This window comes from Streptomyces camponoticapitis, assembly GCF_014646115.1.
Classification (GTDB): Bacteria; Actinomycetota; Actinomycetes; order Streptomycetales; family Streptomycetaceae; genus Streptomyces; species Streptomyces camponoticapitis.
Genome location: NZ_BMMV01000010.1, coordinates 217573 through 237149, shown reverse-complemented (window position 1 = coordinate 237149; position 19577 = coordinate 217573). Strand labels below are relative to the sequence as shown.

At 71.0% G+C, this 19577-nt stretch carries 17 protein-coding genes and 1 pseudogene; 7 read left to right on the top strand and 11 right to left on the bottom strand.

What is annotated here, in order from left to right:
- Window positions 1-141 precede the first annotated feature (141 nt).
- The 4 genes from egtA to egtD are packed head-to-tail and all read left to right on the top strand — an operon-like array spanning window position 142 to window position 4494.
- Entirely contained in the window at window positions 142-1416 is a 1275-nt protein-coding gene (gene egtA, locus IEY79_RS17995; RefSeq protein WP_189108511.1) for an ergothioneine biosynthesis glutamate--cysteine ligase EgtA, read from the top strand.
- Entirely contained in the window at window positions 1413-2780 is a 1368-nt protein-coding gene (egtB, locus tag IEY79_RS17990; RefSeq protein ID WP_189108510.1) for an ergothioneine biosynthesis protein EgtB, read from the top strand. The genes egtA and egtB overlap by 4 nt, the downstream gene beginning before the upstream one ends.
- Window positions 2780-3535 (top strand): ergothioneine biosynthesis protein EgtC, encoded by a 756-nt coding sequence (egtC, locus tag IEY79_RS17985; protein ID WP_189108509.1) that lies wholly within the window; start codon window positions 2780-2782, stop codon window positions 3533-3535. Before egtB ends, egtC begins: the two co-directional genes overlap by 1 nt.
- Complete coding sequence (gene egtD / locus IEY79_RS17980; RefSeq protein WP_189108508.1) at window positions 3532-4494, top strand: L-histidine N(alpha)-methyltransferase; 963 nt, start codon at window positions 3532-3534, stop codon at window positions 4492-4494. The genes egtC and egtD overlap by 4 nt, the downstream gene beginning before the upstream one ends.
- A 263-nt stretch (window positions 4495-4757) precedes the next feature.
- Here egtD and IEY79_RS38200 read toward each other — a convergent pair.
- The 3 genes and pseudogenes from IEY79_RS38200 to IEY79_RS17965 all read right to left on the bottom strand — a co-directional run.
- Window positions 4758-5366: pseudogene (locus IEY79_RS38200) on the bottom strand (lysophospholipid acyltransferase family protein); the annotation flags it as partial.
- On the bottom strand, window positions 5363-6178 hold the full coding sequence (locus tag IEY79_RS17970; RefSeq protein ID WP_189108507.1) for a GNAT family N-acetyltransferase: 816 nt from the start codon (window positions 6176-6178) through the stop codon (window positions 5363-5365). The gene IEY79_RS17970 and the pseudogene IEY79_RS38200, both read right to left, overlap by 4 nt.
- 256 nt (window positions 6179-6434) lie before the next feature.
- The gene (locus IEY79_RS17965) at window positions 6435-7676 is read right to left on the bottom strand and encodes an extracellular solute-binding protein (RefSeq protein WP_189108506.1); all 1242 of its coding nucleotides are present in this window, start codon (window positions 7674-7676) and stop codon (window positions 6435-6437) included.
- A gap of 225 nt (window positions 7677-7901) precedes the next feature.
- On the opposite strand from IEY79_RS17965, the gene IEY79_RS17960 reads away from it, so the two are divergent.
- On the top strand, window positions 7902-8126 hold the full coding sequence (locus tag IEY79_RS17960; protein WP_189108505.1) for a dodecin: 225 nt from the start codon (window positions 7902-7904) through the stop codon (window positions 8124-8126).
- 62 nt (window positions 8127-8188) lie between these two features.
- Here the strand turns inward: IEY79_RS17960 and IEY79_RS17955 are convergent, their stop codons facing one another.
- Complete coding sequence (locus IEY79_RS17955) at window positions 8189-8677, bottom strand: phosphatase domain-containing protein (RefSeq protein WP_189108504.1); 489 nt, start codon at window positions 8675-8677, stop codon at window positions 8189-8191.
- Window positions 8678-8899: 222 nt separating this feature from the next.
- On the opposite strand from IEY79_RS17955, the gene IEY79_RS17950 reads away from it, so the two are divergent.
- Window positions 8900-9952, top strand: a complete 1053-nt coding sequence (locus tag IEY79_RS17950) for an LLM class flavin-dependent oxidoreductase (RefSeq protein ID WP_229700938.1) — start codon at window positions 8900-8902, stop codon at window positions 9950-9952.
- Between the two features lie 14 nt (window positions 9953-9966).
- On the opposite strand, the gene IEY79_RS17945 is transcribed toward IEY79_RS17950, so the two are convergent.
- The 3 genes from IEY79_RS17945 to IEY79_RS17935 are packed head-to-tail and all read right to left on the bottom strand — an operon-like array spanning window position 9967 to window position 13344.
- Entirely contained in the window at window positions 9967-10713 is a 747-nt protein-coding gene (locus IEY79_RS17945) for a succinate dehydrogenase/fumarate reductase iron-sulfur subunit (RefSeq protein ID WP_189108502.1), read from the bottom strand.
- Complete coding sequence (locus IEY79_RS17940; RefSeq protein WP_189108501.1) at window positions 10710-12674, bottom strand: fumarate reductase/succinate dehydrogenase flavoprotein subunit; 1965 nt, start codon at window positions 12672-12674, stop codon at window positions 10710-10712. Before IEY79_RS17940 ends, IEY79_RS17945 begins: the two co-directional genes overlap by 4 nt.
- Before the next feature lies 1 nt (window position 12675).
- Window positions 12676-13344, bottom strand: coding sequence for a succinate dehydrogenase cytochrome b subunit (locus tag IEY79_RS17935; protein WP_229700945.1), 669 nt, complete (start codon window positions 13342-13344; stop codon window positions 12676-12678).
- 178 nt (window positions 13345-13522) lie between these two features.
- Between IEY79_RS17935 and IEY79_RS17930 the strand changes: the two genes are divergently transcribed.
- Window positions 13523-14464, top strand: coding sequence for a LysR family transcriptional regulator (locus IEY79_RS17930; protein WP_189108499.1), 942 nt, complete (start codon window positions 13523-13525; stop codon window positions 14462-14464).
- A 55-nt stretch (window positions 14465-14519) separates the two neighbouring features.
- Here the strand turns inward: IEY79_RS17930 and IEY79_RS17925 are convergent, their stop codons facing one another.
- The 4 genes from IEY79_RS17925 to IEY79_RS17910 form a co-directional block, all read right to left on the bottom strand.
- Window positions 14520-16838 (bottom strand): putative bifunctional diguanylate cyclase/phosphodiesterase, encoded by a 2319-nt coding sequence (locus IEY79_RS17925; RefSeq protein ID WP_373292569.1) that lies wholly within the window; start codon window positions 16836-16838, stop codon window positions 14520-14522.
- Window positions 16835-17647, bottom strand: coding sequence for an SAM-dependent methyltransferase (locus IEY79_RS17920; RefSeq protein WP_189108552.1), 813 nt, complete (start codon window positions 17645-17647; stop codon window positions 16835-16837). The genes IEY79_RS17925 and IEY79_RS17920 overlap by 4 nt, the downstream gene beginning before the upstream one ends.
- 206 nt (window positions 17648-17853) lie before the next feature.
- Entirely contained in the window at window positions 17854-18798 is a 945-nt protein-coding gene (locus tag IEY79_RS17915) for an SCO0930 family lipoprotein (RefSeq protein WP_189108497.1), read from the bottom strand.
- 189 nt (window positions 18799-18987) lie between these two features.
- The gene (locus IEY79_RS17910) at window positions 18988-19536 is read right to left on the bottom strand and encodes a hypothetical protein (RefSeq protein WP_189108496.1); all 549 of its coding nucleotides are present in this window, start codon (window positions 19534-19536) and stop codon (window positions 18988-18990) included.
- Between the last annotated feature and the right edge of the window lie 41 nt (window positions 19537-19577).

Below are 19577 nucleotides of genomic sequence, written 5' to 3'. Positions count from 1 at the left end.
ACGCTCGGGGCAACCAGGTTTCCCGCCCGCGGGGGCACTCTTGTGCGGATCACCGGGAGTGGCCTTAGGTTGGAACGCAGTGCCCCGCCCCGAACCCCGGGGACGGGGTTTGGGCACGGTCTTCGACAGGAGGATCCGGCCATGTCGTCGGAGGAAATCGCAGCTGCGGGCCCGTCTCTCACCGAGGACGACGCCGAGGCGCTGCTGCGCGGCATATGTTTCAAGACAGGTCCGCCCCGCATCGTGGGTGTCGAACTGGAATGGCTCGTGCACGATCTGTACGACCCCGAACTGCCCGTTCGGGCCGAGCGTCTCGACAAGGCCTATGCCGGCCTTCGTGACGTGCCCCTGCGATCGGCGCTGACTTTCGAACCGGGCGGTCAGCTGGAACTCAGCTCGGCGCCCGCCTCCTCCCTGATGGAGTGCGTCAACTCCACAGCGGCGGACCTCGCCGCCGTACGCCGTGAACTGCGTACGGCCGGTCTCACGCTCACCGGCTTCGGACAGGATCCGTGGCACTCACCGGGCAGGCTCCTCCAGGAGCCGCGGTACGACGCGATGGAGACCTACCTCGACCGGATCGGCCCCTCGGGCCGCGCCATGATGCGTTCCTCCGCCTCCGTCCAGGTGTGCCTCGACGCGGGTACCGAGGAGCCGGGCCCTCTCGGGTACGGCAGACGCTGGCAGCTCGCCCATCTGCTGGGCGCGGTGCTGGTGGCCGCGTTCGCCAACTCGCCCGTCCAGGCGCGCCGTGCCACCGGCTGGCGCTCCACCCGGCAGGCGCTGTGGGCGGACCTCGATCCGGCCCGCACCAAGGCGCCCGCTCTGCGGCGGGAGCCGCGGGCCGCGTGGGCGGCGTACGTCCTGGACGCGCCGGTGATGTGCGTCCGGACCCCGGTCGGTCCCTGGGAGGTTCCCGAGGGGCTGACCTTCCGGGAGTGGATCCGCTCCGGGCTGCCCCGCCCGGCGGTCCGTGCCGATCTCGACTACCACATCTCCACCCTCTTCCCGCCGGTTCGCCCGCGCGGTCATCTGGAGCTGCGGATGATCGACGCCCAGCCGGGCACCGACGGCTGGATGGTGCCGCTGGCGGTGACCACCGCGCTGTTCGACGACCCCGAGGCCGCCGAGACGGTCTACCGCACCGTGAAGACGCTCGCCGAGACGGCTGGCCCGCTGCCCGCGCCGGGCAATCCGCTCTGGGTCACGGCCGCCCGCGACGGCCTCAGCGACCCGGAGCTGCACGCGGCGGCGGTGGAGTGCTTCGCCGTCGCGCTTCAGGCGCTGCCCCGTACGGGCGCCACCGAGGCCGTTCAGGAGGCCGTCGCGGCCTTCAACGAGCGGTACGTCCTGCCGGGCCGCTGCCCCGCCGACGACACGCACGTCCCCGAAACCGGGAAGGAAATCCGCACATGACCGAGAACGCCGGGACACCGGCCGAGACGGCGGACGGGACCACGGACGGGATATCCGTCGACGCGCTGCGGCGCCGGGCCTTCGACGCCCTGACCACCGCGCGCGAGCGCACCGCACTCCTCACCTCCTGCGTGGACGAGCCCGAACTGACCGCGCAGCACTCGCCGTTGATGTCACCGCTGGTCTGGGACCTGGCCCATATCGGCAATCAGGAGGAGCAGTGGCTGCTCCGTACGGTCGGCGGCCGGGAGGCCGTCAGGCCGGAGATCGACTCCGTGTACGACGCGTTCGAGCATCCCCGGGCGCTGCGTCCCACGCTCCCGCTGCTCGCGCCCCGTGAGGCGCGCGCCTACGCCTCGGACATCCGGGGCCGGGTCCTGGACATCCTCGACAGCAGCCCGCTGCGCGGCGGTCCCCTGCTGGACGCGGGATTCGCCTTCGGGATGATCGCGCAGCACGAACAGCAGCACGACGAGACGATGCTGATCACCCATCAGCTGCGCCGCGGCCCCGCCGCGCTGACGGCGCCGGAGCCCCCGGCCGCCGAACCGGTGGACGCGGCGGACCTGCCTGCCGAGATCCTGATCCCGGCCGGGCAGTTCACCATGGGCACCTCGGCCGAGCCGTGGGCGCTGGACAACGAACGGCCCGCGCACCACCGGCTGGTGCCCGCTTTCCACCTGGACACCGTGCCGGTGACCAACGGTGACTATCTGCGGTTCATCGAGGACGGCGGCTACACCGACGAACGCTGGTGGGCCCCGGCCGGCTGGGACCAGATCCGTGAACACGACATCGCCGCACCGCTGTTCTGGCGGCGGGAGGCCGGGCAGTGGACGCGCCGCCGCTTCGGCACGGTCGAGCCCGTCCCGGCCGACGAGCCGGTGCTGCACGTCAGCTGGTACGAGGCGGACGCCTACGCCCGCTGGGCCGGACGGAGGCTGCCGACCGAGGAGGAGTGGGAGAAGGCCGCCCGGCACGACCCGGTCAGCGGCCGCTCAAGGCGGTACCCGTGGGGCGACGAGGACCCGACGCCCGAGCGCGCCAACCTCGGCCAGCGCCATCTGCGGCCCGCGCCCGCCGGCAGCTATCCGCGGGGCGCGTCGCCGCTGGGCGTACGGCAGTTGATCGGTGACGTGTGGGAGTGGACGTCGAGCGACTTCCTTCCCTACCCCGGCTTTGTCGCCTTCCCCTACCGGGAGTACTCGGAGGTGTTCTTCGGCGGGGCGCACAAGGTGCTGCGCGGCGGCTCGTTCGCCGTGGGTGATGTGGCCTCCCGCGGCACCTTCCGCAACTGGGACCTGCCGGTGCGCCGGCAGATCTTCGCCGGGTTCCGTACCGCCCGTTCGGCCGGGGACGCGTGATGTGCCGTCATATCGCCTATGTGGGAACGCCGGTCGCGCTGCGCGAGGTGCTGATTACCCCCGAGTACGCGCTGTACCGGCAGTCCTGGGAGCCGCGCCGGCAGCGGAACGGGACGGTCAACGCCGACGGTTTCGGGGTCGGTTGGTACGCGGACGGTGATCCGCTGCCCGCGCGCTACCGCCGCACGGGCCCCATCTGGGGCGATCAGAGCGTCGTCGACCTGGCGAGGGTGGTCAGGAGCGGTGCGGTGCTCGCGGCCGTGCGGGACGCCACCGAGGCGGGCTCGGACGGCGAGGCGGCGGCGGCGCCGTTCGCTTCCGGACCGTGGCTCTTCAGCCACAACGGCGCCGTACGGGGCTGGCCGTCGAGCCTGACGGCACCGGCCGCCGCCCTCTCCCCCGCCGAACTGCTGTCGCTGGACGCCCGGACCGACTCGGCGCTCGTGTGGGCGCTGGTGCTGCACCGGCTGCGGGACGGCGACGGGATGGGGCAGGCCCTGACCGACACGGTCCTGGAGGTGGCCGAGGCCGCGCCAGACTCCCGGCTGAACCTGCTGCTCACGGACGGTGCGACGGTCACGGCGACCGCCTGGGGGGACACGCTCTGGTATCTCGCCGAGCCCGGCCGGAGCACGGTCGTCGCCTCGGAGCCGTACGACGACGATCCGCGGTGGTGCGAAGTCCCCGACCGCACGCTGCTGGTGGCGACCCGCACCGACGTCCTGCTCACTCCCCTCAAGGAGCCCCCCTCGTGAGCCCGTACCAGCTGACCCGCACCCTGCCCGAGGACGCCACCGACGCCGCGCTGCGCGCCGATGTGCTGCACGGGCTGACCCGTACGCCCAAGTCCCTGCCGCCCAAGTGGTTCTACGACGCCAGGGGCAGCGAGCTCTTCGAGGAGATCACCACCCTCGACGAGTACTACCCGACGCGCGCCGAGCGGGAGATCCTGCTCGCCCGCGCGCCGGAGATCGCGGCGGCGACGGGGGCCCGCACGCTGGTCGAGCTGGGGTCGGGGTCCTCGGAGAAGACCCGGCACCTGCTCGACGAACTGCCGGTGCCGCACGCCTACGTACCGGTGGACGTGAGCGAGAGCGCGCTCGTCGGGGCCGCCGAGTCGCTGCTCGTCGAGCGTCCCGGCCTCCAGGTGCACGCGCTCATCGCCGACTTCACCAAGGAGCTGGAGCTGCCGGACACACCGGGGCCGCGACTGGTCGCGTTCCTCGGGGGCACGATCGGGAATCTGCTGCCCGACGAGCGCGCGGACTTCCTCGCGTCCGTACGCGCGATGCTCGTGCCCGGCGACGCGCTGCTCCTGGGGACGGATCTCGTCAAGGACGAGTCCGTACTGGTCAGGGCCTATGACGATGCGTCAGGTGTGACGGCGGCCTTCAACAAGAACGTGCTGGCCGTCGTCGACCGGGAGCTGGGGGCCGACTTCGACCCGGCGGACTTCGACCATGTGGCGCTCTGGAACAGCGATCAGCGGTGGATCGAGATGCGGCTCAGGGCGCGCCGGGCCCTCACCGTGAAGATTCGCGAACTGGACCTGGTGGTCGCCTTCGAGGCGGGTGAGGAGATGCGTACGGAGGTGTCCGCGAAGTTCACCGAGGACAGTGTTCGTACCGAACTGGCCGGTGCGGGGATGGAGTTGGCGCACTGGTGGACGGACGAGGCGGAACGGTTCGCGCTGTCGCTGGCGACGGCGGTGTGAGGGACCGCGGAGGATGGGACCGCGGTGCGAGAGACAGCCGCGTGAACAACGCCGGTCCGGTCGCCGCCGGCCCGGGTGACAGCACTCTGGGCCGCGCGCGCCAGTGAGCGCCGGTCCGGGTGGCTCCCGGCGGGGATCAGGGGCAGGACCTCGATCTCCGCCGTGAGCCCCCGGGTCAGCACCGCGCGCCACAGTGAGGCCGCGAGCGGGTCGTCCCCGACGAAGGCGGCGGGACCCAGCGGGCTGTAGCCGATCCGTACGGGAAGGACGGCCGCCCCCGCGTCCAGCGCGGCCTGGAACATGGCCGCGGTGAACCGGCCCTGGTCCCTGCCGCACCAGGTGCTGCCCTCGGGGAAGACGATCACACGGGAGCCCGCGCGCAGGGCGTCACGCACGTCGCGCACCGTGTCCGGCAGCGCGCGGAGCCGGTCGCGCTCCACGAAGAGGGTGCCGCCGAGTGCCGCCACCACACCGAGGACGGGCCAGCGCCGGATGTCGCTCTTGGCCAGCAGCCGGCCGGGGAGCAGGGTCGCGACGAGCGGGATGTCCAGCCAGGAGATGTGGTTGGCGACGACGAGCACCCCTCGCGGCGCTTCGCCGGAAGCCGCGGCCGGGGCGCCGGGCGGTGTCCCGCCGGCCTGGACGCGCACCCCGAAGAGCCGGATCACGGTACATGTCCACCGGCGGGTCAGCCGGTCGCGCACACCGGCGTCGAACAGCGCGACGAGGGGGATGAGCAGGGTCCCGGCGATCACGGCGCCGAGGCCGGCCGCAAGGCGCGCGGAAGCGGCGACCGGGCCCCGGCGCGGAGCGTCCGGGAGAGGGGCGCAGAGCCGCGGGGTACAGGGCGCCGTGGGCAGCCAGGCGCTCATCGCGCCGGGGCGAGCGAGAGGAAGTGCCGCAGGTAGCGGGGGTTGGTGCGGCGCAGCGACAGCAGGACGTACAGGTCGGCGACCCCGAACTCCGGGTCGTGCGCGGGCGCGCCGCAGACCCAGGCACCGAGCCTGAGGTAGCCGCGGAGCAGCGCGGGGAGTTCGGCCCGCGCCGCCGGCAGGGTCTCGCTGTCGGGGGTCCAGAGACGGTGCGGGGTGACCCAGTACTCCTCGGGCGCGAGATTGCGGTCCTTGACCGTGTTCCAGGTCGCCGACGCGAGGGCGCCGCCGTCGCCGAGCGGCAGGGAGCAGCAGCCCGCCATCCAGTTGTGCCCGGTGCGGGTCATGTAGCGGGCGAGCCCGGCCCAGATGAGCGCGATGACGGCGCCGTTGCGGTGCAGGGGGTGGACGCAGGAGCGGCCGACCTCGACGAGGTCGTCGCGTATGTGGTCGAGCCTCTGGAGGTCGAACTCGCTCTCGGAATAGAGCCGTCCGGCGACGCGGGCGCGGTCGGGCGGCAGGAGCCGGTACGTCCCCACGACCTCGCCGGTCTCGGCCTCGCGTACCAGCAGGTGGTCGCAGTGCGCGTCGAAGGCGTCGCTGTCGAGGCCGGGCTCGGGCGCCTCGATGTGCGCACCCATCTCGCCGGCGAAGACCATGTAGCGCAGGCGCTGCGCGGCGCGTACGTCCTCCTGGTCGCGGGCCAGGGAGACGAGATAGCGCTGGTCGGGGTCGGGTGCCGGGGCGGGGAGCGGGAGCTGCGGGGGTGCCGTGGGGAGGGGGGCGGGGACGACGGCGGGCGAGGCGGACATAGAGGTCTCCTGTGCCGGACAAAAGGAACGAGCGGTGGTGGGACGCCGCTGGTGCGGCGCCCCGGCACCTTGTTTCTTCCGTGACCGGCTGGATTCGACATGACAGCCTGGCGGAGCGGGGATGTGGGACGGCTGAATGGCCGGAACCAACGGGTAATGGGTTGGTAAAGCGGCCGTCCCGGAACGGGAGCTTCGATGCGCCCGCCGGGCCCGGGGGCGGTCCGCCGACCCGGTGGAGCGCCCCGGACCCCCGAATCTACCGCAGCGCCGCGGAGATCTTCTCGACGGCCGCCTCGGCGGCGGTCTTCGGGTCCTCACCCTGGAGGACGGCGGTCATGTACGGCTTGATCGGGTTGTCCAGCTCGACATCGGCCCACTTCGGCGAGTTGGGCGTGGCCCGTCCCTGTGCGGCGCCGGCGGCCATCGCGGCCGTCGCCTCCTGGCCCTCGATGACGCCCGCGAGGGTCGTCTTGTTCGGCACGTAGCTCATGGTCCTGGCGAGATCCGTCTGCCACTTCTCGCCGGCCAGTGCCTTGACGACCTCGACGGCGGCGGACCGGTGGGAGGAGTTCTTGGGGACGATGAGGTCGGAGCCGCCGGTGAAGACGGAGCCGGGCGCCGCGGAGGTCTTGCCGGGGATCGGGAAGAAGCCGAGCTTGCCCTTGAGGTCGGGGTTCTTCTCCTCGATCTGGACGGCGGAGTTGGGGGTGTCGATCATCTGCGCGATGTCGCCCCTGGCGAACTCCTCCTCCTGCACCGGGGTTACCTCGTCGGAGTCCTTGGGGCCGTCGCCGAGTGCCTGCAACTCCTTGTAGAACTTCATGCCGTTGATCGCCTCGGGGGTGTCGAGCCGGCCCTCCCACTCTCCGCCCGACTCGACCGCCAGCTCGCCGCCCTCGTCCCAGATGAAGCCGGAGAGGGTGTACCAGTCCTGACCGGCGAGGTAGATGCCCTGCTGGGCGCCCTTGTCGAGTTCGGCGGTGATGTCCAGCCACTCCTCGCGGGTCTTGGGCGGCTCCTCGATACCGGCCTGTGCGAAGAGGTCCTTGTTGTAGATCACGACGCGGTTGGCCGCGTACCAAGGGATGCCGAACTGGGAGCCGTTGATGCTGCCGGGTTCGGCGAGACCCGGCAGCCAGTCCTCACTTCCCAGGTCGCGTACGGACTCCAGGGTGAGGTCCCGCAGACCGTCGCTCTCCGCGTACTGGGCGACCTGTGTGTTGCCGACCTCGATGATGTCCGGCGCGTCGTCGTCCTCCAGCGCGGCCATCACCTTCTTGCCGATCCCGGTCCACTCCTGGATCTTGACCTCCAGCCGGACCGAGGGGTTCTCCTCCTCGTACGCCTCGGTGAACCGCTCCAGGAACTCGGTGGAGACGCTGTCCTTCATGAGCCAGATGGTGATGACCTTCTCGTCGTCACCGGGGAGCATGCCGCATCCCGCGAGGGCGATGGAGGACACGAACACGGCGGAGCCGACAAGGAAGCGGTTCTTCACGTAGGTCACCTTCTGGCGTGCGGGCACGTAGGAGAGAAACCCGACGTGGGGGGAGCAAGAGTGCTCGCACGGGCATTCGGCGATTTTGGTATGGACCAGGTAACCGGTCAAGCCCCGCGCAGCTCCCGGGACCCCTACCGCACCCCTCTCCTGCCGCGCGCGGCGCCTGATCGTGGGGCACGGTGGGGTGAGACCCGCGACCGCGCGAAGAGGAGAACGACCCCCATGAGCAACCACACCTACCGGGTCACCGAGATCTACGGCACCTCAGAGGTGGGCGTCGACGAGGCCATCCGCAACGGGATCGGCCGGGCGTCCGAGACCCTCCGGGAGCTGGACTGGTTCGAGGTGACACAGGTACGCGGGCATATCGCCGGCGGCCGGATCCAGCACTACCAGGTCGGACTCAAGGTCGGCTTCCGCCTGGAGGACGGCGACACGGCGGGCTGAACCGGGCGCACCGCCCCACCGGCCGGTCGGGGGGCGACGGGCCCGTGGGCGGGCCGGGCCCCTCAGGTGCGCCCCTCGCGCTCCTGCCCGTCCTTCAGCGCTTGCGACGTACTCGCCCAGCGGGCGCGTACGACCCGGAAGCCCGCGCGTTCCACGGCGTCGCACACCAGCTCGTCGTCGTCCACGAGCATGCGGATCTCCCGGCCCGCGGCCAGCTTGCCCAGCCGCTCCACCTTGGTCGTGCGGGCCGGCCTCCGGTCGTCGTTGCGGCGCATGAACAGCCGGCCGTCGGGGAGCCCGTTCGCGCTCAGCCACGTGAGGGTGTCCTCGCGGCAGCGCTCGGGACGGCCCGTCAGATAGACGACCTCGCACTCCCGCGCGCTCGCCAGGACCAGCGCCACGCCCTCGGCGAGCGGCGTGTCGTCCCCCGCCGCGTCGAAGAAACCGTTCCAGTCCTTCGGCTTGCGCTCCAGGAAGTGCTGGCGGTGCGCGGTCTCCGCGAGCGTCCCGTCCAGATCGAATACCGCCAGTGGTCTTCCATTGTCCGTCACACGCCCAGCCTAAGGACTGTCCCGTAATCCCCGGCGGGCGCACGATGTCGGCTACGGCACCTCGCCGCGTTGTCGGATCGCCCGAATACGCCCAGTATGAGGACGACCCTCCGCCTTGCGATGCACCGCATCCGACGCCGTGCGCTGATCCACCGGGGATTACGGGACAGCCCTTGGAGAGGGCCCGGGGAATCCCCGCGCCGCATCGGTGTTGAACAGAGTGTGAGCTCAGCGATCGCGAACATCCCGTTCTCCGTACTCGACCGCTCCCGCACCCGGGAGGGCCGGGACGCTTCCGAGGCACTGCGTGACACGGTGCGCCTCGCACGGCGGCTGGAGGCGCTGGGCTACCACCGCTTCTGGGTCTCCGAGCACCACAGCGTGCCCGGTGTCGCGGGCTCGGCGCCCACCGTGCTGGCGGCTGCCGTCGCCGCGGCGACCTCCACGATCCGCGTCGGTACGGGCGGGGTGATGCTCCCCAACCACCGGCCGCTGGTCGTGGCCGAGCAGTTCGGGGTGCTTGAGTCGCTGTTCCCCGGGCGGATCGACATGGGCCTCGGCCGGTCGGTCGGCTTCACGGACGGGATACGCCGGGCGCTCGGCAAGGACAAGGGCGCCATGGATCTCGCGGACTTCGCCGAACGCGTCGAGGAGTTCCTCGGCTGGTTCACCGGCGACCAGCGTCTCTACCCGCAGGTGCACGCCCTGCCCGCCGAGGGCCTGCGCCCGGAACCGTTCGTCCTGGCGATGGGCGAGGGCGCCGACATCGCCGCCGCGGCGGGTCTGCCCATGGTCGTCGGCGACCTGCGCGGCCGTGACCGCATGCTGCGGGCGGTCGAGCGCTACCGCGAGGGCTTCCGCCCCTCCCCCTGGGCGGACCGCCCGCACGTGGTCATCTCGGGCACGGTCGCGGTCGCCGCGACCGAGGAGGAGGCACGCCGCCTGCTGATCCCGGAGGCCTGGTCGATGGCCCACTCCCGCACCCGGGGCGTCTTCCCGCCGCTCGCACCCGCGGAGCGGATCGAGACGCTGACGATGACCGCCAAGGAGCGGGAGTTCTACGAGTCGGGGCTGCGCGGCCATGTCCAGGGCACGGAGGAGCAGGTGGCCGCCGCCCTGGAGGCGGTGATCAAGGAGACCGACGCGGACGAGGTGCTGCTGACGACCAGCACGTACGACCGCGACGCGCTCCTGGACTCCTTCACCCGCCTGGCAGGGGTCGCGGGACTGACCCGGGTCCCTGTCCCCAACACGGCGGCCGATTCCGCGGGTTGAGGCGTGGTGACGCCCTACCGGGCCACCTTGCGCGTCGCCCGCAGCCACTCCTTGTTCATCGCCGTGATCGACGGCAGCGGGATGCCCTTCGGGCAGGCCGTCGCGCACTCGCCGGTCAGGGTGCAGCCGCCGAAGCCCTCCTCGTCCATGGTGGCGACCATGTCGAGGACCCGGGTCTCACGCTCGGGCGCGCCCTGGGGGAGAACGTTGAGGTGGTTGACCTTGGCCGAGGTGAAGAGCATCGCCGAGCCGTTGGGGCACGCGGCCACGCACGCGCCGCAGCCGATGCACTCGGCGTGCTCGAAGGCGAAGTCGGCGTCCGCCTTGGGCACCGGCGTGGCGTGCGCCTCGGGGGCGGAACCGGTGGGGGCGCTGATGTAGCCGCCGGCGCCGATGATGCGGTCGAACGCCGACCGGTCCACGACCAGGTCCTTGACCACGGGGAACGCACCGGCCCGCCACGGCTCGACGTCGATCGTGTCGCCGTCGGAGAAGTGCCGCATGTGGAGCTGGCAGGTGGTGGTGCGTTCGGGGCCGTGGGCGTCACCGTTGATGACGACACCGCAGGCGCCGCAGATGCCTTCGCGGCAGTCGTGGTCGAAGGCGACCGGGTCGTCGCCTTCGAGGATCAGCTGCTCGTTGAGCGAGTCGAGCATCTCCAGGAACGACATGTCCTCGGAGATGCCGTCGATGTCGTACGTGACCATGGCGCCGGTGGCGTCGGCGGCGCTCTGCCGCCAGACGCGCAGGGTGAGCCTCATGCGTAGCTCCGCTGGGTGGGGTGGACGTACTCGAAGACGAGGTCTTCCTTGTGCAGGACGGGCGCGGTGCCGGTGGCGGTGAACTCCCAGGCCGCCGCGTACGAGAAGGCTTCGTCGTGCCGTTCCGCCTCGCCGCCCTCGGTCTGGGACTCCTCGCGGAAGTGGCCGCCGCAGGACTCGGCGCGGTGCAGCGCGTCGAGACACATCAGCTCGGCGAGCTCCAGGTAGTCGACGATGCGATTGGCCTTCTCCAGCGACTGGTTGAACTCCTCGCCGGTGCCCGGCACCTTGATCCGGCTCCAGAACTCCTCGCGGATCTGCGGGATACGGTCGAGCGCCTTGCGCAGTCCGACCTCGCTGCGGGCCATCCCGCAGTGTTCCCAGAGCAGTTCGCCGATCTCCCGGTGGAAGGAGTCGGGGGTGCGGTCGCCGTCGACGGCGAGCAGCAGCCGCAGCCGGTCCTCGGTCTCGGCGACGGCCTCGGCGACCGCCGGGTGGCTGTCGTCGACCGTGTCCTGGTGCGGGTTGCGGGCCAGGTAGTCGTTGATGGTGGACGGCAGGACGAAGTAGCCGTCGGCGAGGCCCTGCATGAGCGCGGACGCGCCGAGCCGGTTGGCCCCGTGGTCGGAGAAGTTGGCCTCGCCGATCGCGAACAGCCCGGGAACGGTGGTCTGGAGGTCGTAGTCGACCCAGAGCCCGCCCATCGTGTAGTGGATGGCCGGGTAGATGCGCATCGGTACCTGGTACGGGTCCTCGGCGGTGATCCGCTCGTACATCTCGAAGAGGTTGCCGTACTTCTCCTCGACCGCCTTGCGGCCGAGCCGGCGGATCGCGTCGGCGAAGTCGAGGTAGACGCCCTGGCCGCCGGGGCCGACACCGCGGCCCTCGTCGCACACGTTCTTCGCGGCGCGGGAGGCGATGTCGCGCGGCACAAGGTTGCCGAAGGAGGGGTAGATCCGCTCCAGGTAGTAGTCCCGCTCGTCCTCGGGGATCTCGGCGGGCGGGCGGGTGTCGCCATGGGCCTTCGGCACCCAGATGCGGCCGTCGTTGCGCAGCGACTCGCTCATCAGCGTGAGCTTGGACTGGTGGTCGCCGGAGCGCGGGATGCAGGTGGGGTGGATCTGGGTGAAACAGGGGTTGGCGAAGTGCGCGCCGCGCCGGTGGGCCCGCCACACGGCGGTGGCGTTGCTGTTCTTGGCGTTGGTCGAGAGGTAGAAGACGTTGCCGTAACCGCCGGACGCGAGGACGACGGCGTCGGCGAAGTACGTGGACACCTTGCCGGAGATCAGGTCGCGGGCGACGATGCCGCGGGCCCGGCCGTCGACGACGATCAGGTCGAGCATCTCGGTGCGCGGGTGCATCTCGACGGTGCCGGCCGCGATCTGCCGGGACAGCGCCTGGTAGGCGCCGAGCAGCAGTTGCTGACCTGTCTGGCCACGGGCGTAGAAGGTGCGGGAGACCTGGACGCCGCCGAACGAGCGGGTGTCGAGGAGACCGCCGTACTCACGGGCGAAGGGCACGCCCTGGGCGACGCACTGGTCGATGATCTCGACGGAGATCTGGGCGAGCCGGTGGACGTTGGACTCGCGGGCCCTGAAGTCGCCGCCCTTGACGGTGTCGTAGAAGAGGCGGTGGATGGAGTCGCCGTCGTTGCGGTAGTTCTTCGCGGCGTTGATACCGCCCTGGGCGGCGATGGAGTGGGCGCGGCGCGGCGAGTCCTGGTAGCAGAACTGGACGACGTGGTAGCCCTGTTCGGCGAGGGTGGCGCCGGCGGCGCCGCCCGCGAGCCCGGTGCCGACGACGATGACCGTGTGCTTGCGGCGGTTGGCCGGGTTGACCAGCTTGGCCTCGAAGCGGCGGGTGTCCCAGCGCTCGGCGACGGGGCCGCCCGGGGCCTTGGTGTCGACGAGGGGTTCGCCGGTGGAGTAGTCGGTGTACGTGGGCGGGAGGATGTCGTCCATATCAGCTCACCAGTCCGGTCATGACGCCTACGGGCAGGGAGATGAAGCCGACGGTCAGCACCAGCGCGAGTCCGTTGGCCGTGATCTTCAGTACCCGGTCACGGGTGGCGCTGCCCATGCCGAGGGTCTGTGCGGCGCTCCAGAAGCCGTGCCGGATGTGCATTCCGAGGGCGAGCATCGCGGTGATGTAGATGACGTTGCCGTACCAGGTGGAGAAGGTCGCGACGACATTCTCGTACGGGTGACCCGGCTGGGCGTTCTCGTTGACGGTGAGGGTCGTCAGGTCGAGCAGGTGCCAGACGATGAACAGCGCCAGGATGATGCCGCCCCAGCGCATGGTGCGCGTGGCGTAGCTGGCGCGGCGGCGCTTGTGCACGTAGGAGGTGGGGCGGGCGGCGATGTCGCGGCGGCTGAGCTGGTACGCGCAGACACCGTGCAGGATCACGGCGGCGAGCAGCCCCACGCGCACGATCCACAGGGCCCACTCGTAGTGCAGGACCGGCTCGCCCATGGTGCGCAGCCAGTGTCCGTACTCGTTGAACTCGCCCGGGCCGAAGAAGATCTTCAGATTGCCCAGCAGATGCGCGACGAGGTAGCCGAGGAGGACCAGGCCGCTGACGGCCATGACGGCCTTCTTGCCGACCGTGGATCCCCAGAGGGTGCCGAGCACCGAGGGCCGTTTGCCGGGTCGCCCGCCGCCCGGGTCACCGGCCTTCCGGTCCGCCCGCTTGTCCGTACGCGTTGCCAGAGCCATGGCACGCACGCTAGAGCCGCACCCACCAAGAGGTCCAAGACATGGTTCGGCTCATGTCCATAGCCTCTTCCTATCGTGGGGCTAATCTGGACGCATGCAGTTCCAGCAGCTCGTCTATTTCGTCGCCGTCGCGGAGACCCTGCACTTCACCCGGGCCGCCGAGCGGGTGCATGTCTCGCAGCCGTCGCTCTCCCAGCAGATCCGGGCCCTGGAGAAGGAGCTGGGTGCCGAGCTGTTCGGCCGGGCCCGGGGGAATGTCGCGCTCACCGACGCGGGAGAGGCCCTGCTCCCGACGGCCCGGCGGATCCTCGCCGACGCGGAGACCGCGCGCCACGAGGTGCAGGAACTGGTCCAGCTGCGGCGGGGCCGGGTGCGGCTGGGAGCGCCGCCGAGCCTCTGCACCGGGCTGCTGCCGGAGGTCCTGCGCGAGTTCCACGATCAGCACCCCGGCATCGAGCTGCTGATCGAGGAGAGCGGTTCGCACGATCTCGTACGCGAACTGGCGCGCGGCGCCCTGGACTTCGCCCTGGTGGTGCTCCCGCTGCCGACGCCCTCCCCCGCCCTGACGACGGTCGAGCTGCTGCACGAGGACCTGGTGGTGGTCTCGTCGGCCGCCGCGCCCGGACCGCGCCGGCCGGTCCGGATCTCCGATCTCCAGCGGGAGCAGCTGGTGATGTTCCGGCACGGCTACGACCTGCGGGAGCTGACCGTCGCCGCGTGCCGGGCCGAGGGGTTCGAGCCGACGTTCACCGTCGAGGGCGGCGAGATGGACGCCGTTTTGGGGTTCGTACGGGCCGGACTCGGGGTGGCGGTGGTGCCGAGCATGGTCGCGCGGCAGGCGGGGCGTGATCTGCGGGTGACACCGCTGGCGCCGCCGGGACTGCGCCGTACGATCGCGCTCGCCCACCGCAGCGACGTCGCGCCGCCGCGCGCCGCGCGCGAGCTCCAGAGGGTGCTGTTCAGCACGCGGGCACGGAGCGGTACGGGCGGCTCGGGGGCCGGCCGCGGGGCCGGGGACGGGGCGCGACGCGCGTAGCTGAACGGGTGGCCGGTGATCGCTCCGGCCACCCGTTACGGACCTACCTGGCGCTTCAGACCGCGTCGGCCAGCGACAGCGTGTGCAGCATCTCCGGCGGGCCCGGACGCGCGTAGTACCAGCCCTGCGCGGTGTCGCAGCCGAGCATCCGCAGATGCTCCGCCTGCGTCCCGGTCTCCACGCCCTCCACGGTCACGGCCAGCTCCAGGCTGTGCGCGAGGGAGACGATCCCCTCGACGATCTTGATGTCGACCGGGTCGGCGGGATGCTGCTGCATTCCCTGGGTGAAGGAACGGTCCAGCTTGAGCACGCTCACCGGCAGTCTGCGCAGATTCGCCAGGTTCGAGTAGCCGGTGCCGAAGTCGTCGAGCGCGATGTCCACACCCATCTCGGCGAGCTGTCGCAGCGGCTTGAGCAGATCCTCGTCCGCGCCGATCAGCGCGGACTCGGTGACCTCCAGACAGAGCGAACCCGGTTCGAGACCGACCCGTTCCAGCACCTCCACCGTGTCGGCCACGAGACCCGGGTGGTGCAGCTGGGCGGGCGAGAGGTTCACATTGATCCGCAGCGGGCCGCCGAACGTGCCGGCCGCCAGCTCCTCCTGCCAGGCCCGGGCTTGGCGTACGGACTGCTCCAGCACCCAGCGCCCGAGCGGCACGATCAGCCCGGTGTGTTCGGCGAGCGGTATGAACCGGTCGGGGCCGAGCACCCCGTGCGTCGGGTGGCTCCAGCGCACCAGCGCCTCGGCGCCGTGCACCGTGCCGTCCGCGAGATGGACCAGCGGCTGGTACTCGATGAAGAACTCGCCGCGCTCCAGCGCGGTCGGCAGCGACGTGGTGAGCCCGTGCCGGGTGATGGCGCGGGCGTCGGCCTCGGCGTCGGCGTGCTCGAACCGGTTGCCGCCCGCCGACTTCGCCCGGTACATGGTGATGTCGGCGCTGCGCAGCACCTCGGCGGCGCTGAACGCGCCCGCCTCGCCCTCGACGATGCCGATGCTGCCCCGGACGGTGAACTCACGGCCGTCCAGGCTGATCGGGGTGGCCAGCACGCCGAGTATGCGCGACGCGAGGTCGTTCACCTCGCGCTGGGTGTCGGGGCCGGTGGTCAGCGCCACGAACTCGTCGCCGCCCAGCCTGGCGACCATCTCACCGGGCGCCGTCGCGCAGCTCTGGAGCCGGTCCGCGACCTCGACCAGCATCCGGTCGCCCGCGGAGTGGCCGAGGCTGTCGTTGATCGCCTTGAAGCCGTCGAGGTCGAGGTAGCAGAGGCCGAAGCGGGCCGGCTGCCGGGTTCCCGGCGCGGTCTCCTTCGGCCTCGCCCCGGGGTCGCCGTGCGCACCGTTCTCCGCCGGTTCCTCCGCGCCGTCCCCGGCCTTGTCCTTGGCGGTCTCCTTGGCGTCCGTGGCCGCCGTGTCCCTCGCGGGAGCCAGCGCCTTCTCCAGCCGCTCGAAGAACAGCGTCCTGTTCGGCAGTCCGGTGAGAGCGTCGTGGGTCGCCTCGTAGCGCAGCCGCAGATTGAGCAGCCGCCGCTCGGTGGTGTCCTCCAGCAGCACCAGCTGGTACTGCGGGACTCCGTCGACGTCCCGGAGCAGCGAGACCGTCAGATTGGTCCACAGGACCGTGCCGTCGTTACGGAAGAACGGTTTCTCCGTACGAAAGTCCTCCCGCTCGCCCCGTATCAGCTCACCGTGCATCCGCCAGACCTGCGGGACGTCGTCGGGGTGCACCCACTCGCTGACGTTCCTGCTGCGGACATGGTGTTCCAGGCCGCCGAACATCTGGGTGAGGGTGTCGTTGACCTCCAGCACATGCCCGTCGAGATCGGCGATGCCGATGCCGATCGCCGCGCCTTCGAACACCGCCCGGAACCGGGCCTCCGTGGCGTGCAGCGCGTCCTCGGCCGCGCCGCGCGCCGCGAGGGCGGAGCGGGCGATGGCCTCCTGCTCGGTGAGGGTGCGTTCACGAAGCGCCAGGGCGAACCCGGCGGCGAGCGCGTGCTGGAGCCGGGCGCAGCGCGCCCGCAGCTCCTCCGCGGCGAGGTCGTCGGCCGGATCGGCCGTCGCGCCGCAGTACAGCACCAGATAGGCGTCGACGACACCGAGGGAGCGCGCGAGCGTCTCCGGGTCGGTGCAGTGCGCCGCCACCAGCGCGGCCCCCACGCTGTGTGCTGGAGAGGCGTCGAAGATCTTGTGGTGCAGCGCGTCCCTCAACCGGCGTGCCAGGGGCAGCAGATGGTGTTCGAACTCCGGCCGGGTCAGTGACGTGGCCGTCGCCGGGAAGATCGCCCGGCTCCATATCGTCGCGAACCGCCTGAGCCGGTCCTCCACTCCGTCCGGTTCCGCCTCGGCGTCCGGGACCTCCGCGGGCACCATCACGCCTTGCGTCCCACTCCGGCGAAGCCCGACAACGCGTACGGGTCCTCCTGGCCGTCGGGGCTCTCGGACCGCCAGTTCCCCATGGCCACCAGACCGGGCTCGACCAGCTCGTAGCCGTCGAAGAACCCGGAGATCTCCTCGCGGGTGCGCATGACCAGCGGGTTGCGGATCTCCTTGTAGACGCCGACCGTCCCCGCGACCCGCTCCTGGGGCAGCGGGATGCCCGCGTACGCGGCGTGGGACACGACGACGACGCTGCCCGGGGCGAGGGCCTCGGTCAGCTCCGCGACGGCCCCGAAGGGCTTGTCCTCGTCCTCCAGGAAGTGCAGGACGGAGACGAGCAGCAGACCGACGGGCCGGTTCAGGTCGAGGAGCCCCCGGACCTCAGGGCTGTCGAGGATCTGTCTGGGTCTGCGGAGGTCGGCCGCGACGACGTCCGCCTTGTCGTTGCCTTCGAGGACCGCCCGGCTGTGCGCCACGGCGACCGGGTCGTGGTCGACGTACACCACCTTGGCGTCGGGATCGGCGGCCTGGGCCACCTCGTGCACATTGCCGAACGTGGGAATGCCGGAGCCGATGTCGAGGAACTGGGTCACGCCCTCGCCAATGGCGAAACGGACGGCACGGCGCATGAACGCCCTGTTCGCCTGCATGATCTTGGGCAGCCCCGGCATGAACTCCATTGCCTTACGGGCCGCTTCCCTGTCCACTTCGAAATTGTGCGAACCGCCCAGATAGTAGTCATAAATGCGGGAAACGCTCGGCACCGATATGTCGATGCCTTGCGGTGCCCAGGCGGGACGCTCCATCGAGATCTCCAACAAGTCGCCACGGTGAACGGCCTTGTACATGGCCGGTGTTCGAGCCGAGGCTACTGATCGCCCGCCAAGAGAGCGAGCGGAAACGGAAATTAGCGGTCCGTTCTCGGTCACACCCGAACCCGTCACGCAAGCGGTCCGCCGTCACGCACGGGTGCGTGACGGCGGACCGATCGGTCGGAGGCGCGACGTGGGGACTACTTGGGCGCTCCGACCAGCTTGGAGTCGGGAGCGACGGCGTACCAGGTGCCGCCGACGCCCTGACCATTGGTGTCACCGGGCTTGGTGTCCCCGGCGAAGGTGTAGATCGGCCAGCAGTCGATGGTCTGCTGCTTGATTCCGTCGGGCCGGTCGAACGTCACGAAGCCCTTCTTGATGATGCCTTCGGTGTCGTTCTTGTCCACCGGAGCGACTACCGGCCACTTTTCGAGGCAGGCACCGGTGCAGGCCGTCTTCATGGGCCACGCACTGTCCTTCTTGAACCGATATACCGTCATACCCTTGGAGTCGACCACGATTTCGCCGAGCTTGGGATCCTTTCGCACGGACAGTCCGGCGAGATCGGCCTCGCTGCCGCCGGCCGCGTCCCCTCCGGCCGCTCCGGGGGCGGCCTTCTTTCCGTCCGGCGCGGAGGCGAACCAAGTTCCGCCCACACCCTGCCCGTTGGCGTCACCGGGATTGGTGTCCTTGGCGTAGCGGTACATCGGCCAGCCGCCGAGGGTCAGTTGCTTGGTGCCGTCGGCGCGGGTGACCTCTCCGATCTTCGAGGCGTCGGTGCCCGCGGCCGCCTTGACGTCACCGGCCGCGACGACCGGCCATGCCTTCTCGCACTCGCCCGCACAGTTCGACTTGGGGGGTTCGGCGGTGTCGTTGTCGAACCGGTAGAGGGTGAAGCCCTCGCTGTCGGTGACGACCTCGCCGAGCTCCTTGCTGTCCCAGACGGCCAGTTGGCCGGCCGTCTTGGGCTTGGCCGCGGACTCGTCGCCGTAACCGCTGTCCGATCCGTAACCGGCGTCGGCGGGTGCGGCGGCGCCGACCGCCTCACCGTTGGGGCTCTCACCCTTCTCCTGACCGCACGCCGTCGTCAGGGCCAGTACGGCCACCGCGGTCACCGCGAGCGAGGCGTTCCGCCAGGTGTTCATGTCAACTCCCGTAGTTCGTAAGCTAGTTGGGGCGCCAGGGCCGCGCCGTTCATGGTCCTAAGTACGCACGGGGGGGTAAGGAGCGTTCAACGCCTCTCAAAGAATCTTCAGAAAGAAACCTGGAGAGGCCCGATTCCCCCCGATCAGGGGAATTCAGCGCCATTTCGGTACGACGCGGGCCGCGCTGAATCATGCTGCCGCCGTGTACAGATCATTCGTCGTGCGGACCCTGACCGTCACCGGACTCGTCTGCATACTCAGCGCGCCCGTCCCCGCCGTCGCGTCCGTCTGCGTCTCGGCCTGGACCGGGCCGGGCGGTGCGGGCGCGGTCGTGGTCATCGGCGACGGGCCCTGCTGGCCCGAACCGCCGCCGCCACCGCCGCCTCCCCCACCGCCTCCGCCGCCCGAGCCGCCACCGCCACCGCCACCGCCTTCACCGCCGCCGGCTCCCGAGCCGCCGCCGGAGCCCTCACCACCGCCGCCCCGGCCCGAACCGGAGCCGGAGCCGCCGGTGGTCGCCGCGCCCGCGCCCGTACCGCCACCGCCCGCGCCGCCGCCGGTGCGGCCCGCGGTCGTACCGCCCGCTCCCCCGCCGCCGCCCGTCACACCCCCGGCACCCAAGCCGTCACCGTCGCCGTCGCCACCGAAGACCGATCCGCCGGAGGTACGGGTCCTGCCCGCGTACAAGGCGCCGGCCCGCAAGCGGCCGTCGGACGGCACCTCGGTCGTGATGCTCATGCTCCTGCTCACGGCACCGGCGGTGCTCGCCGCCGCCATCC